The sequence below is a fragment of the Streptomyces sp. NPDC006134 genome, assembly GCF_040628835.1.
Classification (GTDB): domain Bacteria; phylum Actinomycetota; class Actinomycetes; order Streptomycetales; family Streptomycetaceae; genus Streptomyces.
Genome location: NZ_JBEXTV010000001.1, coordinates 109,106 through 124,223, shown reverse-complemented (window position 1 = coordinate 124,223; position 15,118 = coordinate 109,106). Strand labels below are relative to the sequence as shown.

Genomic DNA, 15,118 nt, shown 5'->3' with positions numbered 1-15,118 from the left:
GTTCGGGGACGGCCGCCTCCCGCCGCGCCTCTCACAGCGCCTCTCACCGTGTCTCTCACAGCGGGGACTCCCAGGTCACCGTGGTGCCGTAGCCGCCGTCAGGGGCCTGCCCGCCGTCCGCCTCGCCGTCCGCCTCTCCGTCCGTCCCGTCGTCGCGCACCGTCAGCCGTACCGCGTCCCGCCCGTCCGGGAGGGTGGCGGTCGCGTCGACCGCGACCTCGACCCGCCCGGCCCCGTGGCGCCGGCACGCGGCCGTCAGGGCGTGGCGCAGGGCGGTGAGCAGCCGGTCCGCGACCGGGCCGGGTACGCGGCTGTCGACGGCGCCGGTGAAACGCGTGGACGGCGGGAAGCCGAGGAGCGCGGCGGCGGCGGCCGTCTCGCGCAGCACCCGGTCCCGGAGGGTGACCGGCGGGGCGGGGCGCACGCCGGCGTCGCCGGTCCGCGGATGCCGCTGCAGCGCGAGGATGGCCGTACGGACCTCCTGGACCGTCGACCGCAGCTCGTCCACCGCCCGGTCCAGGAGCTCCCGGACGTCGTCGCCGGCGCCGTGGCGGCGCTGCGTGGACTCCAGCATCAGCCCGGTGGCGAACAGCCGTTGGACGACCAGGTCGTGCAGGTCGCGGGCGATGCGGTCGCGGTCCTCGTAGACGGCGAGGCGTTCCCGGCCGCGCCGGGCGTCGGCGAGGACGAGCGCGAGGGCGGCCTGGGAGGCGAACGTCACCGCCGGCAGGCGTTCGACGTCGCTGTACGGGCGGTCGCCGCGCCGGCGGGGCAGGGCGAGCGTGCCGATCAGGTGCCCGCTCGCCCGCAGCGGCAGGAGCATGCCGGGCCCGAACCGGTGCCGCACCGGAGTCGTCATCCGCGGATCGGTCGCCGCGTCGTCCACGAACACCGGCTCACCGGCGAGGAGCTGGTCCAGCACCGGACTGCCCGGCGCGATCGCCGCACCGACCAGGGCGCCCGGGCCGCCCGGTTCGCCGGGCGCCGAGGCGGTCACGATCTCCATGCCGCCCTCCTCCGTCGGCTGGAGGATCACGCCCGCGGCGGCGCCCGCGAGCAGCCGGGCCCGTTCGGCGACCGTCGTCAGCGCGTCGTCGGCGGCCTCCCCGGTGAGCAGCGCGGTCGTGACGGCCGCCGCGCCCTCGATCCACCGCTCCCGCTGCCGGGCCGTCTCGTACAGCCGGGCGTTGCCGATCGCGATGCCGGCCTGGGCCGCCAGGACCCGCACCGCCTGCTCGTCCCCGGCGGTGAACGGGGCGCCGTCGGGCCGCCCCGCCAGGTGCAGCGCGCCGAACTCCTCGCCCTCCACGCGGACGGGCACCCGCAGCCGGTACGGCGCCTCCGGCACGCCGGGCGGGCCGGGCGGGCCGGTGGCCGGGGAGCGGATGCCGGTGAGGTCCTCCTGACCGGTGCTCAGCTCGGCGTGGGCGGCGCCGGTCAGTTCGACGGCGCCGTCCACGAGGCGCTGCAGGGTGCTGCGCGGATCGAGGCCGGTACCGACGTCGAGGACGGCTTCGAGCAGCCGCGCGAGGCGGGAGCGGGGGGCGTCGGTCATGCCGCGCGGCCGTGCCGTCCGGTCACCGCGCGCTCAGCCGGCCAGCGGGTCCAGCGCCAGCGGCTCGATCCCGCCCTCCAGCATGGTGCCCAGGCCCTGGACGGCGCAGATGTCCGGGCGTTCCGCGATGTGCACCGGCATGCCGGTCGCCTGACGCAGCATCTGGTCGAAGCCGGGGAGCAGGGCGCTGCCGCCGACCATCATGATCCCCCGGTCGACGAGGTCGGCGACCAGGTCGGGCGGGCAGTCCCGCAGCACCTTGCCGATGCCGTCGAGCACGGCCGTCAGCGGCGTCTGGATGGCGTTGCGGACGGCGGCGGTGTCGACCTGCACGCTGCGGGCGAGGCCGGTCGCCACGTCCCGGCCGTGGATCTCGGTGGAGGCCGGCCCGTCCGGGGTGAGCCCGTTGCCGGACAGGGCCAGTTGCAGCGGCCGTACCGACTGGCTGGGCAGCATCAGCTCGTGCTCGTGGCGCAGGTGCTGCACGATCGCGTTGTCGACGGCCTCACCGCCGACCGGGATGCGCTCGGCGGCCACGATGGAGCCGAGGGAGAGCACGGCCACCTGGGTGGCGTGCGCCCCGCACACCATGATCATGGTGGCCTCGGGCTGCTCCACGGGCAGCCCGCAGCCCACGGCCGCGGCGATGAGGGTTTCCACCAGTTCCACCCGGCGGGCGCCGAGCCCGACCAGGGTCTCGATCGCGGCGCGCCGGGCCAGCGGGTCGGCGTCGTGCGGGGTGCAGACGGCGGCGCGCAGCCGGGGCTTGCGGCGCAGGGAGCGGCGCACCTTGTCACCGAGCAGGTGGCGCAGCATGCGCTGGGCCAGCTCGATGTCGACGACCGTGCCGCCGGAGACCGGCCGGACGACCCGGATGTAGCCGGGGGTGCGGCCCGTCATCTTCTCCGCGAGCTCGCCGACCGCGATCAGCGCCCCGGTGCGGGTGTTGACGGCGGCGGCCGACGGCTGGTCGACGACGAGGCCGGCACCCTTCACGTACACCCGTGTCCTCGCCGCTCCCAGATCGACGGCGAAGTGGCAGCGGCGCAGCTGCTCCAGACTGGCGGTCATGGCGAATCCTCCCGAGAGCGCAGACCGTGGGACCGCCCGGTGGGCGGTCTCCCTGGCATCGTGCGGGGGTGAGGGGGAGGGCGCCTTCTGGAGGGGGCCGGGTGGGGCGCCGCTGAATGGGGGGTGTCCGGATCCGGGGCGGGGTGCGCGAGGGGCCGTTCGGGCCGTTCGGGCTGTCAGGACCGTCCGGGCCGTCAGGACCGTCCGGGCCATCCAGATTGTTCGGACTTCCCGGACTGTCAGGATTGTTCGGGCTGTTCGGACCATCCGGTGAGATCCGGACGGGCGGGTGCGCCGGTGTGCGCGGCCGGGCGCCGGCGGTGTCCGGTCTGCCACCGGCCGTCCGCCGATGCCCTGGCGGAAACCCGCCAGGGCGCCAACCCGCCAGCTCCCGTCAACTCCCCTGCAACGCGAGCCCCCTGAGACTCTTCGCAGCACACGACGAAGAGAGGCGTGGATGAGCAGAGGACCAGTCGGGCGCAGAGCGGCCCTCCTGTCGGCCGGGCTGCTGGCCGCCCTGCTGCCGGTGACCCCGGCGGCGGCGCGGGAGGCACCCGCCGGCACGAGCGAAGCCACCGGCACGAGCGGAACGAGCGGCACCACCGGCACGAGCGGCACCCCGGCCGCCGCGCACACCGTCACCCTGGTCACCGGTGACCGGGTCACCGTCACCGACCTCGGCGGCGGGAAGAAGACGGTCACGGTCGAGCGGCCCGAGGGGGCCACCGGAGCCGTCCGCACCCGGACGGCCGGCGGCGACATCAGCGTCGTACCGGACGAGGCGCTGCCCTACCTGCGGGCCGGGACCCTGGACGAGCGGCTCTTCGACGTCGGTGAGCTGGTGGAGCAGGGGCTCGCCGACTCCCGTACCGGCGAGCTGCCGCTGATCGTGACGTACGACAAGGGGGCGCCGGCGCTCACCCCGCGCGGGGCCGAGCGGACGCGGGCGCTGCCCAGCGTGCGCGGGGCCGCCGTGCGGGCGGACAAGGGGCGGGAGTTCTGGCGGGCGTTCACCCGGCAGGACGGCATCGACGGGGTGTGGCTGGACGGGCGGGTCACCGCCGAGATGGCCGAGAGCAACGCCCAGATCGGGACGGAGCACGCCTGGGAGGCCGGGCTGACCGGCAAGGGCGTCACCGTCGCCGTGCTGGACACCGGCGTCGACGCGGACCACCCCGACCTGGCCGGGCGCGTGGCGGTGAGCAGGAGCTTCATCGAGGGCGAGGAGGTGGCCGACCGCAACGGCCACGGCACCCACGTCGCCTCCACGGTCGGCGGCAGCGGCGCCGCCTCCGGCGGCACGGAGCGGGGCGTCGCGCCCGGCGCCACGCTCGCCGTCGGCAAGGTGCTCGGCGACCGGGGCTCGGGCAGCGAGTCGCAGATCATCGCCGGCATGGAGTGGGCCGCGCGGGAGGTCGGCGCCGACATCGTCTCCATGAGCCTCGGCTCGCAGGAGGCCAGCGACGGCACCGACCCGATGGCGCGGGCCGTGGACACGCTCTCCCGCGAGACGGGCGCGCTGTTCGTCGTCGCCGCCGGGAACACCGGCGCCCCCTCCTCCATCGGCTCGCCCGGCGCCGCCGACGCCGCCCTGACCGTCGGCGCGGTCGACTCCGCCGACGAGGCGGCCTACTTCACCAGCGCCGGGCCCCGCCTCGGCGACAACGCCCTCAAGCCGGACCTGTCCGCGCCGGGTGTCGGCATCCTCGCCGCCCGCTCCCGCCTCAGCCCCGGCAGCGGCGACTACACCGCCATGAGCGGTACGTCGATGGCGACCCCGCACGTCGCCGGGGTGGCCGCCCTGCTCGCCGAGAAGCACCCCGACTGGAGCGGCGCGCAGCTGAAGGACGCGCTGATGTCGACGTCGAAGCCGCTGGACGCCTCCGCCTACACCCTGGGCGCCGGCCGGGTCGCCGTGCCCGAGGCGATCGGCGCGGAGGTCACCGCCACCGGCAGCGCCGACCTCGGCTTCTTCTCCTGGCCGTACGAGGCGAACGAGCCGGTCACCCGCACCGTCACCTACACCAACCACTCCGCCCGGGACGTGGAGCTGGACCTGGCGGTGCGGGGCGTCCCCGACGGGGTCGCCACGCTCGCCGACACCACCCTCACCGTCCCCGCGCACGGCACCGCCTCCACGACGGTGACCGGGGACGGCACCAAGGCCCAGGTGGGGAAGACCAGCGGGCACGTCGTCGCCTCCGCGGGCGGCACACCCGTCGCGCGCACCGCCGTCGGGCTGGTGAAGGAGGAGGAGCGCTACACGCTCACCGTCCACGTCAAGGACCGGGACGGCGCGCACACCGCCGCCGACCTGACCGTGCAGCAGCTCACCGCGGGCGCCGACCCCCTCCCGGCGTACGTCGGCGGCTCCGGCACCCTGAAGCTGCGGCTGAAGCCGGGCACGTACAGCGTGACCTCCTTCCTCGACGTGCGCGGCAGCCACGGCCCCGACTCGCTCGGCCTCGGCTTCCTCGCCGCGCCCGAGATCGTCCTCGACCGTGACCGGGAGGTGACCCTCGACGGGCGCCGGCTGCGCGAGGTCGGGGCCGACGTGGGCCGCCGCACCGAGACCCGGCAGCTGCTGATGGAGTACGTCCGGACGGCGGACGGCGCCGACCTGACCGGCGCCGTGCAGGTGCCCCTGACGTACGACAGCGTCTTCGCCGCGCCGACGCCGAAGGTCACCCGGGGCGCCTTCGAGTACCGCACCGTGTGGCGGCTCGGCAAGCCGCTGCTGGAGGTCGAGGGCGTGCGGGACGCCCTCGTCCAGCCGGGCGGGACCCTGGCCGAGGGCCGCACCCGGCTGCCGCTGGCCGACGTCGGCGACGGCCCGGTGACCGGGGTGCGCGGCAAGGCGGTGCTGGCCCGGCTCACCGAGGGGACCGAGCCCGCCGACCTGGCCCGGGCCGCGCAGGAGGCGGGCGCGGCGGCGCTGTTCGTCACCGACGACCGCCCCGGCCGCCTGACCGCCTGGTGGGGCACGGACGACAACACCGGCCGCCCGTTCCCGATCGCCACCGTCGACGCCGCCGACGCGGACCGGCTGCGGCGGGCCGGCCGGGTGGACATGACCGGCACCCCCGACACGCCGTACGTGTACGACCTGTCCGAGGGACACCCGGGCGCGGTGCCCGACCGGGACCTGACGTACCGTCCGGGCGCGCGCGACCTCGCCGTGCTGCACACGAAGTACCACGCGGCGAAGCCGCTGAACGGCAGCGAGTTCCGCTACTCGCTCACGGGCGCCTTCCCCGTCGGCATCGGCTTCCAGGAGCGGCTCCCCCTCTCGGCCGAGCGCACCGAGTACGTCTCCACCGGGCCCGGCCAGCTCTGGCACGAGTCGGTCACGGCCGCCGACGGCGCACTGGAGCAGCGCAGCGGGCGGGTCCGCTACCAGGGCGGAACCGAGCGGGAGCTGAACTGGTTCAAGCCCGTGTGGCACCCCTGGCTGGGCACCGGACTGGGCTGGGGGCAGCAGCGGATGGGCAACCGGCTGCGGTTCAACACGCCGGGCTGGGGCGACTCCGGCCCCGACCACACCGGCTTCGGCGACGTGTACAGCGACGACAGCGGCCTGTCCCAGACCACGGCCGTCCACCTGGACGGCGCCCTCGTCGACCGGCGCACGGGTTCGGCGGCGTACGTGTGGGACGCGCCCGCCGGCGAGCACACCTACACGGTCGTCACCGACACCGCGCTCGACGCCGGGCGCTGGGGACGGGCGGCCACGGGGCACGCCGAGTGGACGTTCCGGTCGGCGACCGCACCGGAGGACCACTGGACCTTCCTGCCCCTGATCAACCTCGCCTTCGACGTCGAGACCGACCTCGCGGGCCGGGTGCCGGGCGGGCGGAAGGTGCCGGTCGGGCTCGGCGCGCAGTACGTGCAGGGCGCCCCGGACACCGGGAAGCTGGGCGGCGGGACGCTGGAGGTGTCGTACGACGGCGGCACCACCTGGCGGAAGGTCGCGCTGACCGGCGGCGACGGGGCCTCCTGGCGGGGCACGCTGACCGTGCCGCGCGGCGCGGACTCCGTCTCGCTGCGGGCCTCGGCGCGCGACGACCGGGGCGGCTCGGTGACGCAGGAGCTCATCGGGGCCGTGGGCGTGCGCTGACCACCGCGCCGGACACCGCCGGACACGGTGCCGGGTGGTACGCCGGACACGGTGCCGGGTGGTGCGCCGGACACGGTGCCGGGTGGTGCGCCGGACACGGTGCCGGGCGGTGCGCCGGACACCGCGCCGGACATGCGGACGGCGCCGCCTCCCTGGGACGGGGAGACGGCGCCGCCGTGTGCGCGGAGCGGGACGTCAGACCAGCCAGCCGATGAAGTGGACGAGGCCGGCGAGGACGTCGGTGAGAAGATTCATGATCGTGCTACTCCTTGCGGTGGTGCATGTGAATGTGGGACCTGCGCGTCAACTACGGTCTGCAGCCCGTCGCTTGCGCACCGTAAGTATCCTGCGCATCACGCGTCTCATGCACCCTCACGGGTGACGATCACCTGTTCCAGGGAACAGGTGATCGCCTGTTCGGATCACCCCCAGGTCCGCCAAGTCCCGTGGCGTCAGCCGCAGTTGGTCCGCCGTCGCCGCCGCCTCCTCCGGCGGGCGCTTGAGGATCGCCGCCGCGAGCTCGGGCGCGATGACGGAGAAGTAACTGTCGGGCGTGGCCCAGGTGTTGCCGGGCGCCGCGAGCGCCAGCGCGCCGCCCGACCCGCCCTCGCCGATCACCAGCGTGGTGACCGGCGTCCGGGCGGACGCCACCGCGGCGAACAGGTCCGCGATCGCCGGGCCCACCCCCGCCCGCTCCGCCGCCGCGTCGTTGGCCGCGCCCGGGGTGTCCACCAGGGTCAGCACCGGGATGCCGAGCCGGTCCGCGAGCCGGATCAGCCGGGCGGCGGTGCGGTATCCGGCGGGCCGGGTCGCCGTGCCGGTCTGGGCGGCGTAGGCGACCGTCCGCCCGCCGTGCGTGCCGAAACCGCACAGCATCCCCTCCGGGTCGGCGCCCCCGCACCGGTCGCCGGTGATCGCGACCCGTTCGGTGAAGTAGGCGTCCAGGTAGGCGTGCGCGCGCGGGCGTTCGGGGGCGCGGGCCCGCCGTACGGCCTCCCAGCCGCCGGCGGGCGGGGCGGTGGCGCCGAGCGGCCCGGGCACGGGCGCCGGGGTGCCCGACGGCGCCGTCAGCAGCCGCAGCCACCGCGCCAGCGTGCCGCGCAGTTCCCCGGGCCGTACGACGGCGTCCGCCGACCCCACCGCCACCTGCGCCTCGGCCGTGTACGCCGCCGGGTCGGCGTGGGCCGGCCGGACCCGGGACCCGGCGAAACCGACCTGGGCGCCGGGCAGCGCCAGCACCACGTCGGCGCCCGCGCCCAGGGTGGCCCAGCCCCCGCCGGTCGCCGGGTCCCGCACCACCGCGATCTGCGGCAGCCCGGCCTCCCGGGTGAGCACCGACTGCCGCGCCACCCGCTGCAACTGGGTCAGGGCGAGCATGCCCTCCTGCATCCGGCTCCCGCCGGTGGCGACCAGCGGCACGACCGGCAGACGGTGCGCGCGGGCGTAGGCGTACGCCGCCTGGAGCCGGTCGCCGGTGCGCTGCCCCAGCGAGCCGCCGAGGAACCCGAACTCGAACGCCATCAGCACCGCCCGGGTGCCACCGGGGCCGCCGACGGTCCCGGTGCCGCAGACCACCGACTCCCGCTCGCCGGTGCGGGCGGCGGCACGGGCCCGCGCGGCGCCGTACCCCGGCCAGCCCAGCGGCCCGTCGGGCCCGTCCTCCCGCTCCTCGCAGGGCAGTTCGGCGAAGTCGTCGGCGACCAGGGCGAGGACCTCCCGCGCGGACAGCCGCTCAGCCACGGCTCTGCCCCTGCCCCTGCCCCTGGCCCTGGCCCTGTTCCCCGCCCTGCCTCTGCCCCTGCCCCTGTTCCTGCCCCTGGCTCTGCTCCTGCCCCTGGCTCTGCTCCTGCCCCTGGCCCTGTTCCTGCCCCAGCGCCCGCTTCATGATCTTCCCCATGTCGTTGCGCGGCAGGGCGCCGAGATGGCGGACGGCCCGGGGCCGCTTGTGCGGTGCGAGCCGCCGGGCGACATGGTCCGCCAGCTCCTCCAGCCCCGGCGGGTCCTGCGGGTCGGCGGGCACCACCCACGCCACGATCCGCTCCCCGAGATCGGCGTCCGGCTCCCCGGTGACGGCGGCCTCCCGCACCCCGGGATGTTCGAGCAGCGCGTTCTCGATCTCCCCGGCCCCGATCTTGTACCCGCCGCTCTTGATCAGGTCGGTGGCCTTGCGGCCGACGATGCGGACGTAGCCGTCGGGGTCGCGCACCGCCATGTCGCCGGTGCGGAAGAAGCCGTCGGCGGTGAAGGCGGCGGCGGTGGCGTCCGGGCGGTTGAGGTACTCGGTGAAGAGGTTGGCGCCGCGCACCTGGATCTCCCCGACGGTCTCCCCGTCGTACGCGGCGATCTCCGTCCCGTCCTCCTCCACCAGCCGCAGCTCGACGCCCGGCAGCGGCACCCCGACCGTCCCCGCCCGTGCCTCGCCGTCGGCGCGGACGCTGGTGTTCATCAGCGTCTCCGTCATGCCGTACCGCTCGATCACCCGCCGCCCGGTCGCGGCGGCGATCCGCTCGTGGTCGTGCACGGGCAGCGCGGCGGAACCGGAGACCAGCAGCCGGGCCCCGGCGAGGGCCTTCACCAGCTCCGGCTCGTCCGGCAGGGCCTCGGCGATGCGGTGGTACATCGTCGGCACGCCGAAGAGCATGGTGGCGCCGGCGTTCAGCTCCCGCGCCACGCCCTCGGTGGTGAACCGCCCGAGGTGCCGCACCGAGCCGCCGCGCCGCAGCGGGCCGAGGACGCCCAGCACCAGGCCGTGCACGTGGAACAGCGGCAGTCCGTGGACCAGGACGTCGTCCCCGGTCCACCGCCAGGCGTCGGCGAGCGCGTCCAGCGTCGCGGCGACGGCCCGGCGGGGGATGACCGCGCCCTTGGGCGGGCCGGTGGTGCCGGAGGTGTAGACGACCAGCGCGGGGTCGCCCTCCCCGGCCCGGTCCTCGGGGACGGGGCCGCCGGCGCGCACGTCGACGTCGAGGCGGGCCGGTTCCGAGACGGGGGAGGGGAGTTCGGCGCCCGGCGCGGCCAGCACCAGCGCCGGCGCGCTGTCGGACAGGATGTGCGCCAGCTCCTTCTCCCCGGACCTGGGGTTGAGCGGCACCGCGGGCACCCCGGCCAGCAGCGCCGCCACGACTGCGACGGCCGTCTCCAGCGTCGGCGTCGCCCAGACGGCCACCCGGCCGCCGCCCGTCAGCCGGCCGGCGGTGGCACCCGCCGCGGCGGCCAGTTCCGCGTACGTCAGAGAGCGCTCGCCGAACCGCAGGGCGGTCCGGCCGGCCGGAGCGTCGGTCAGGGCCGGGAAGAGAGAGGACACGCGTCGTACTCCTTGGTCGTCGCCTGTGGACGGTTGCTCGTCGCCTGTGGACGGTTGCTCGTCGCCTGTGGAGGGTTGCTTGTCGTCTGCGGTCGATGGGTTGTCACCTGTGGACGAGGCCGGTCGGACAGGGCCTAGCCGAGACCGGGCACGACCAGCACCAGCCAGGCCAGCGCCGGTACGGCCGCCACCACGATCCCTCCGTACACCATCAGCTGCCGGAAGAAACGCTCGCGGTCGACGTCGGGTGCCGCGGCCAGCACCAGCGCCCCGTTGGTCGAGAACGGGCTGACGTCCACCACCGTCGCCGACACCGCGAGCGCCGCCACCATGCCGGCGGCCCCGATCTCGCCCCGCGCGAGGAACGGCACGGCCAGCGGGATCAGCGCGCCCATGATCCCCACGGAGGAGGCGAACGCCGACACGAGCGCGCCGATGTAGCACAGCAGCACCGCCGCCAGCAGCGGGACGCCGATGCCGCCGACGCCCTCGCCGGCCCAGGTGATGGTGCCCGTCTCCTGGAGGACACCGACGTAGGTGAGGACACCGCAGATCAGCAGCACCGTGGACCAGGCGATCTCGCCGACCGCCCGGCGGCTGTCGTCCGGCCAGACGGTGCTCAGCACGACGGCGAGGCTGACGGCGGTCAGGCCCGCGTCCAGATCGAGGCCGAGGACGGCGACGACGAGGGCGGCCAGGGCGGTGAGGGTGGCGATCCGGGCCGGGGTGAGCCGGGCGGGCGCGGTACCGCCGGTGCCGTCGCCCCCGGTGCGTCCCGGCGCGCCCTCCCCGTCCCCGTCCGTCTTCACCGCCTCCTCCGCCCCGGCCTCCCCGTCCCCGTCCGTCTTCACCGCCTCCTCCGCCCCGGCCTCCCCGTCCCCGTCCGCCTCCACGGCCCCCCGCGCCCACAGCTTCCGCCCCCCGAACAGGACGAACACCACGCCCGCGATGACGAGATTGGCGGCCAGCGAGGCGAGGAACAGCCCGATCTCACTGCCCGGCAGGTTCTCCCGCTCGACGATGCCGTTGACGATCGAGCCGTAGATGCTGATGGGTGAGAAGCCGCCGGCCTACGCGCCGTGCACCACCATCGTGCCCATCAGCAGCGGGCTGATCCCGTACCGGCCGGCGAAGCTCAGCGCGACCGGCGCGACGATCGCCACCGCGGCCGGGCTGACCGCGCCGATCGCGGTGAGCGCCCCGGTGAGCGCGAACATCACCCACGGGATCAGCGCCACCCGCCCCCGCACCAGCCGCACCGCCGCGTGCACCAGCCAGTCGGTGGTCCCGTTGGCCCGCGCGATCGCGAACAGGTAGGTGACGCCGACCAGGACGACGAACAGATCGCCGGGAAAGCCGGCGAAGATGCCGTCCGCGTCGAGGCCCGCGACGAGCGTGCCGACCCCGAAGGCGGCGGCGAAGGCGAGGGCGCCCATGTTGACGGACCGGGTGGTGGCGATGACGAACACCACGGCGAGGACGAGGATCGAGACGAGTTCGGGGGACATGCGGGCTCCCGACGACGGACCGGAATGGCCGAGTGGCTGAGCCAATCGGGCGGTACGGCTGGCCGGGCCAGCGTGGGCTCACCGCCCGGCTCCGTCAAGGGGTCACGCAGAGATTGGTTCAGCCACTCGGCCACCGCGCGCCCGGTGTTACGCTCCCCGGCAACAGGACGAGAAACGGGACGAAAGGGGGGAGCCGTGTCCGACGCCCTGCGCCCCATGGCCAGACAGCGCCTGTACGAACAGGTGCTGGAGAGGCTGCGCCAGTACGTCGCCGAGGGCGGCCTGCGCGCCGGCGACCGGCTCCCGGCCGAACGGGACCTGGCCCAGCGCCTCGGCGTGAGCCGGGCCTCGGTGAAGCAGGCCATCGTGGTCCTGGAGGTCCAGGGCCTGGTGGAGACACGGCACGGCGGCGGCACGTACCTGGTCCGCGACAGCCTCGACGCCGAACCCGTCGAGGCGATGGTGGAACGCCGCCGGCGTCTCCCGGACGTCCTGGAGGCCCGCGAGGCGCTGGAGACGAAACTCGCCGAACTGGCCGCCGAGCGCCGCACGGACGAGGACCTGGCCGCGATGGGCTCCGCGCTCGCCCTGATGGCCGAGGAGATCGAGCGGGGCGGTCACGGCGCCGAGGGCGACCGCCTCTTCCACGCGGCGGTGACGGCGGCGGCGCACAGCGGCCTGCTCGCGGAGTTCATGCGCTCCATCGCCCACCAGATCGCCGAGAGCCGCACCGAGTCCCTCCGCCAGCCCGGCCGCCCCGCCCGCTCCCTCGCCCAGCACCGGGCCATCCTGGACGCCGTCGCCGCCCGCGACCCCCGCCGGGCGGCCACCGCCATGCGCCGCCACGTCCGCACGGTCGCCAAGGTCCGCCTGCTGGACTGGGACCCGGAGGAAGACGGCGGGTCCCAGGGGGACCGGCCCGAAGGCTCGTTCCCATCCTGACCGCATGCCAGGCCCCCGGCCATCGGCGCTCATGCCATGACCGCCGGGTGGCCGCCTACGGAAGGACGCCGCGGGGGCCGTCGCGGCCCTCCCCGTCCCCGGCCGGCCCGTCCGCCGTCTCCCGCTCGTACAGGCGGTGGGTGAGGGTGTGGATTCCACCGAGGGCCTCGGCGTGGCGGCGGGAGGCGTGGTTGTCCTCCAGCACCCAGGAGTACGAGATCTCGGTGTGGCCGAGGCGGAAGGCGGCCCGCTGGGCCTGGGTGAGCAGGGCGGTGGCGAGGCCGCGTGAGCGGTGCTCCTTCAGGACGCCCATGGCGGTGAAACGGACGCGGTCGACGCGGCGGCTCGCCCGGGCGACGCGGATCAGGCCGAGCGGCAGCCCGAAGGTGGTGAGGCGGCCATGGGCGGCGTGGAGGGCCTGGTGGGCGTCGGGGAGGCAGAGGAGGAAGGCGACGGGCTCGCCGTGCATTTCGGCGATCTGGAGGAGGCCGGGGCGCAGGAGCGGTTTCAGCCGGTGTGCCAGGTAGTCGAATTCGGCGTCGCCGAGCGGAACCGATCCGTAGCTTTCCTCGAAGGTGGCGTTGTAGATGTCGCGGACCGTCTCCAGATCGGACCGGGCCCTTTTCGTGTCCATCGGCCGCACGGTGAGGCCGGGGGTCGCGAGGACGCGTTCGGCGGATGCCCGGTAATCCGCCGGCGGTTCCCCGTCGCGGGGCATCGGAATGGAATAGGAGACGAGGTCCTTCGCCTTCCTGAATCCGCAGCGGGAGAAAAGCTCCGGGTAGTACGGGCGGGTGCGCGGGATGAGCAGGACGTGCGGCTGGTCGTGGCCCGCGATCTGGATGCCGCACTCGTCGTTGGTGGTGAGTCCGAGCGGGCCGAAGGTGCGGCGCATCCCGCGCGCGGCGAGCCAGGCGTCCGCCGTGTCGAACAGCGCGGCGGCGGCCACGGGGTCGTCGGCGCACTCGAAGAGCCCGATGACGCCGCAGTGCGGATCGTGCCGCTCGTTGAACCGCGGGTCGACGACGGCCGCGATCCGGCCGACGACGGTGCCCTGCCGGCGGGCGAGGAAGAGCCGGACGGCCGCGGTGCGGTGGTACGGGTTGCGGACCGGGTCCAGGAAGGACCGCCGTTCCCGCTCCAGCGGGGCGACCCACAGCGGGTCGTCGCGGTAGAGGGCGTACGGGAGCCTGATGAAGGAGGTCAGGTCGGAACGTCCGGCGACCGGGGTGACGGTGACGCTCATGAGACCCGGTCCATGACGGCGCACGCGGAGGTCTGCTGCCCCGGGGCGGCGGTGACGGACCCGGCGGGGCGGGCGGCGGGAACGGCGGGCGCGTCGGGGATCAGGCCGAGCTTTCGCCCCCCGGCCGCGAAGGCCGCCAGGATGCGCGCGATCTCCTCGTCGGTGTGCGTGGCCTGGAGCGACAGACGCACGAGGGAGCGCTCCTCGGGCACGGCGGGCGCGGAGACGGGGCTGGCGAGGACGCCCGCCGCGAGGACCTCCCGCCAGAGGGCGGTGGCCATGTCCGTACGGCCGGTGATGACGGGCACGATCGGGGTGACCGAGTCGCCGGTGTCGAAACCGAGGCCGCGCAGCCCGTCGCGGACCCGGCGGGCCACCTCCAGGGCGCGGGTACGGCGCTCGGGCTCCGTCTCGACGACGGTGAGGGCCGCCAGTGCCGCGGCGGCGGAGGCCGGGGGCATCGAGGTGGTGAAAATGACGGACCGTGAGGTGTGACGCAGATAGTGGATGACCTCGCGCGGCCCGGCCAGGAAACCGCCGATCGAGCCGAAGCCCTTGGAGAGGGTGCCGGTGTGGAGGTCGATCGCGTCCGGCAGTCCGAAGTGGTCGCCGACCCCGCGCCCCCGTGGACCGAGCAGGCCGATGTCATGGGCGCCGTCGACCACCAGGCGGGCTCCGTGGCGCCGGGCGAGCGAGGCGAGCTCCGGCAGCCGGCACAGGTCGCCCTCCATCGAGAACAGACCGTCCGTGAAGATCACCTTGGCGGCGTCCGGGTCGGCCGCCGCGAGCTTGCGCTCCAGGTCCGCCGTGTCCGAGTGGCGGTACCAGCGCCGGTCGGCGAAGCCGAGCCGCACGGCTTCGATCAGGGAGGCGTGGTTGGCCTTGTCGCTGAAGACCACGTCACCGCGGCCGAGGAGGGGAGCGAGCGCGAGGTTGGCCTCGAAGCCCGTCGTGGTCACGATCGCCGCCTCGCAGCCGAGGAACGCGGCGAGCCGGGCCTCCAGTTCTTCGTGCAGGGTGAGCGATCCCCCGATGAGCCGGCTCGCCGAGGACGAGGCGCCCCACCGGTGCGCGGCCTCGGCCGCGGCCCTCACGACCCGCGGATCGTGCGCGAGGCCCAGATAGTCGTTGCGGGCCGCCATGACCATGGGCTGTCCGTCGAGGAACACCTCACCGTCCCGCACCTCAAGGGCGTTGTAAATCGGCTTCGGCCGCATGCGGACCCCGTGCTCCATGACGGCCGTCAGCTGTTTGTCGAAAATATCTGCCACTGTATTCCTGTATTCGAATTCCAGCCCCGGATGGTCTTAGGAAGAGTGGTGGGGCGGCGACGGGAATCCTCTCAGCCGAACGAATCGAGAAGGAACTCGCCGCC

Annotated in this window: 8 protein-coding genes and 1 pseudogene; 2 read left to right on the top strand and 7 right to left on the bottom strand. The window is 75.1% G+C overall.

Annotated elements, in window-relative coordinates:
- Positions 1-55: 55 nt before the first annotated feature.
- Both ABZ340_RS00585 and ABZ340_RS00580 read right to left on the bottom strand, forming a co-directional pair.
- Positions 56-1,555: a GAF domain-containing protein gene (locus ABZ340_RS00585; protein ID WP_358779523.1), complete on the bottom strand. Its 1,500-nt coding sequence runs from the start codon at positions 1,553-1,555 to the stop codon at positions 56-58.
- Positions 1,556-1,588: 33 nt separating this feature from the next.
- On the bottom strand, positions 1,589-2,626 hold the full coding sequence (locus ABZ340_RS00580) for a rod shape-determining protein (RefSeq protein ID WP_358779522.1): 1,038 nt from the start codon (positions 2,624-2,626) through the stop codon (positions 1,589-1,591).
- A 457-nt stretch (positions 2,627-3,083) separates the two neighbouring features.
- Here ABZ340_RS00580 and ABZ340_RS00575 point away from each other — a divergent pair, with 457 nt between their 5' ends.
- The gene (locus ABZ340_RS00575) at positions 3,084-6,743 is read left to right on the top strand and encodes a S8 family serine peptidase (protein WP_358779521.1); all 3,660 of its coding nucleotides are present in this window, start codon (positions 3,084-3,086) and stop codon (positions 6,741-6,743) included.
- 372 nt (positions 6,744-7,115) lie between these two features.
- Here the strand turns inward: ABZ340_RS00575 and ABZ340_RS00570 are convergent, their stop codons facing one another.
- From ABZ340_RS00570 to ABZ340_RS00560, 3 genes and pseudogenes are all read right to left on the bottom strand, one after another.
- The gene (locus tag ABZ340_RS00570; protein WP_358779520.1) at positions 7,116-8,483 is read right to left on the bottom strand and encodes a carboxyl transferase domain-containing protein; all 1,368 of its coding nucleotides are present in this window, start codon (positions 8,481-8,483) and stop codon (positions 7,116-7,118) included.
- Positions 8,476-10,047, bottom strand: coding sequence for an acyl-CoA synthetase (locus ABZ340_RS00565; RefSeq protein ID WP_358779519.1), 1,572 nt, complete (start codon positions 10,045-10,047; stop codon positions 8,476-8,478). The genes ABZ340_RS00570 and ABZ340_RS00565 overlap by 8 nt, the downstream gene beginning before the upstream one ends.
- A gap of 134 nt (positions 10,048-10,181) precedes the next feature.
- Positions 10,182-11,555: pseudogene (locus tag ABZ340_RS00560) on the bottom strand (SLC13 family permease).
- Positions 11,556-11,750: 195 nt separating this feature from the next.
- Between ABZ340_RS00560 and ABZ340_RS00555 the strand changes: the two are divergent.
- Positions 11,751-12,497: a FadR/GntR family transcriptional regulator gene (locus ABZ340_RS00555; RefSeq protein ID WP_358779518.1), complete on the top strand. Its 747-nt coding sequence runs from the start codon at positions 11,751-11,753 to the stop codon at positions 12,495-12,497.
- A gap of 55 nt (positions 12,498-12,552) precedes the next feature.
- Here the strand turns inward: ABZ340_RS00555 and ABZ340_RS00550 are convergent, their stop codons facing one another.
- Both ABZ340_RS00550 and ABZ340_RS00545 read right to left on the bottom strand, forming a co-directional pair.
- Positions 12,553-13,743, bottom strand: coding sequence for a GNAT family N-acetyltransferase (locus tag ABZ340_RS00550; RefSeq protein ID WP_358779517.1), 1,191 nt, complete (start codon positions 13,741-13,743; stop codon positions 12,553-12,555).
- Positions 13,740-15,014: an aminotransferase class I/II-fold pyridoxal phosphate-dependent enzyme gene (locus ABZ340_RS00545; RefSeq protein WP_358779516.1), complete on the bottom strand. Its 1,275-nt coding sequence runs from the start codon at positions 15,012-15,014 to the stop codon at positions 13,740-13,742. Before ABZ340_RS00545 ends, ABZ340_RS00550 begins: the two co-directional genes overlap by 4 nt.
- Between the last annotated feature and the right edge of the window lie 104 nt (positions 15,015-15,118).

Bases quoted from the DNA above. Each gene is read 5' to 3' on its own strand.
- ABZ340_RS00585 (WP_358779523.1), bottom strand. From the start codon at position 1,555: ATGACCGACGCCCCCCGCTCCCGCCTCGCGCGGCTGCTCGAAGCCGTC.
- ABZ340_RS00550 (WP_358779517.1), bottom strand. From the start codon at position 13,743: ATGAGCGTCACCGTCACCCCGGTCGCCGGACGTTCCGACCTGACCTCC.
- ABZ340_RS00575 (WP_358779521.1), top strand. From the start codon at position 3,084: ATGAGCAGAGGACCAGTCGGGCGCAGAGCGGCCCTCCTGTCGGCCGGG.
- ABZ340_RS00580 (WP_358779522.1), bottom strand. From the start codon at position 2,626: ATGACCGCCAGTCTGGAGCAGCTGCGCCGCTGCCACTTCGCCGTCGAT.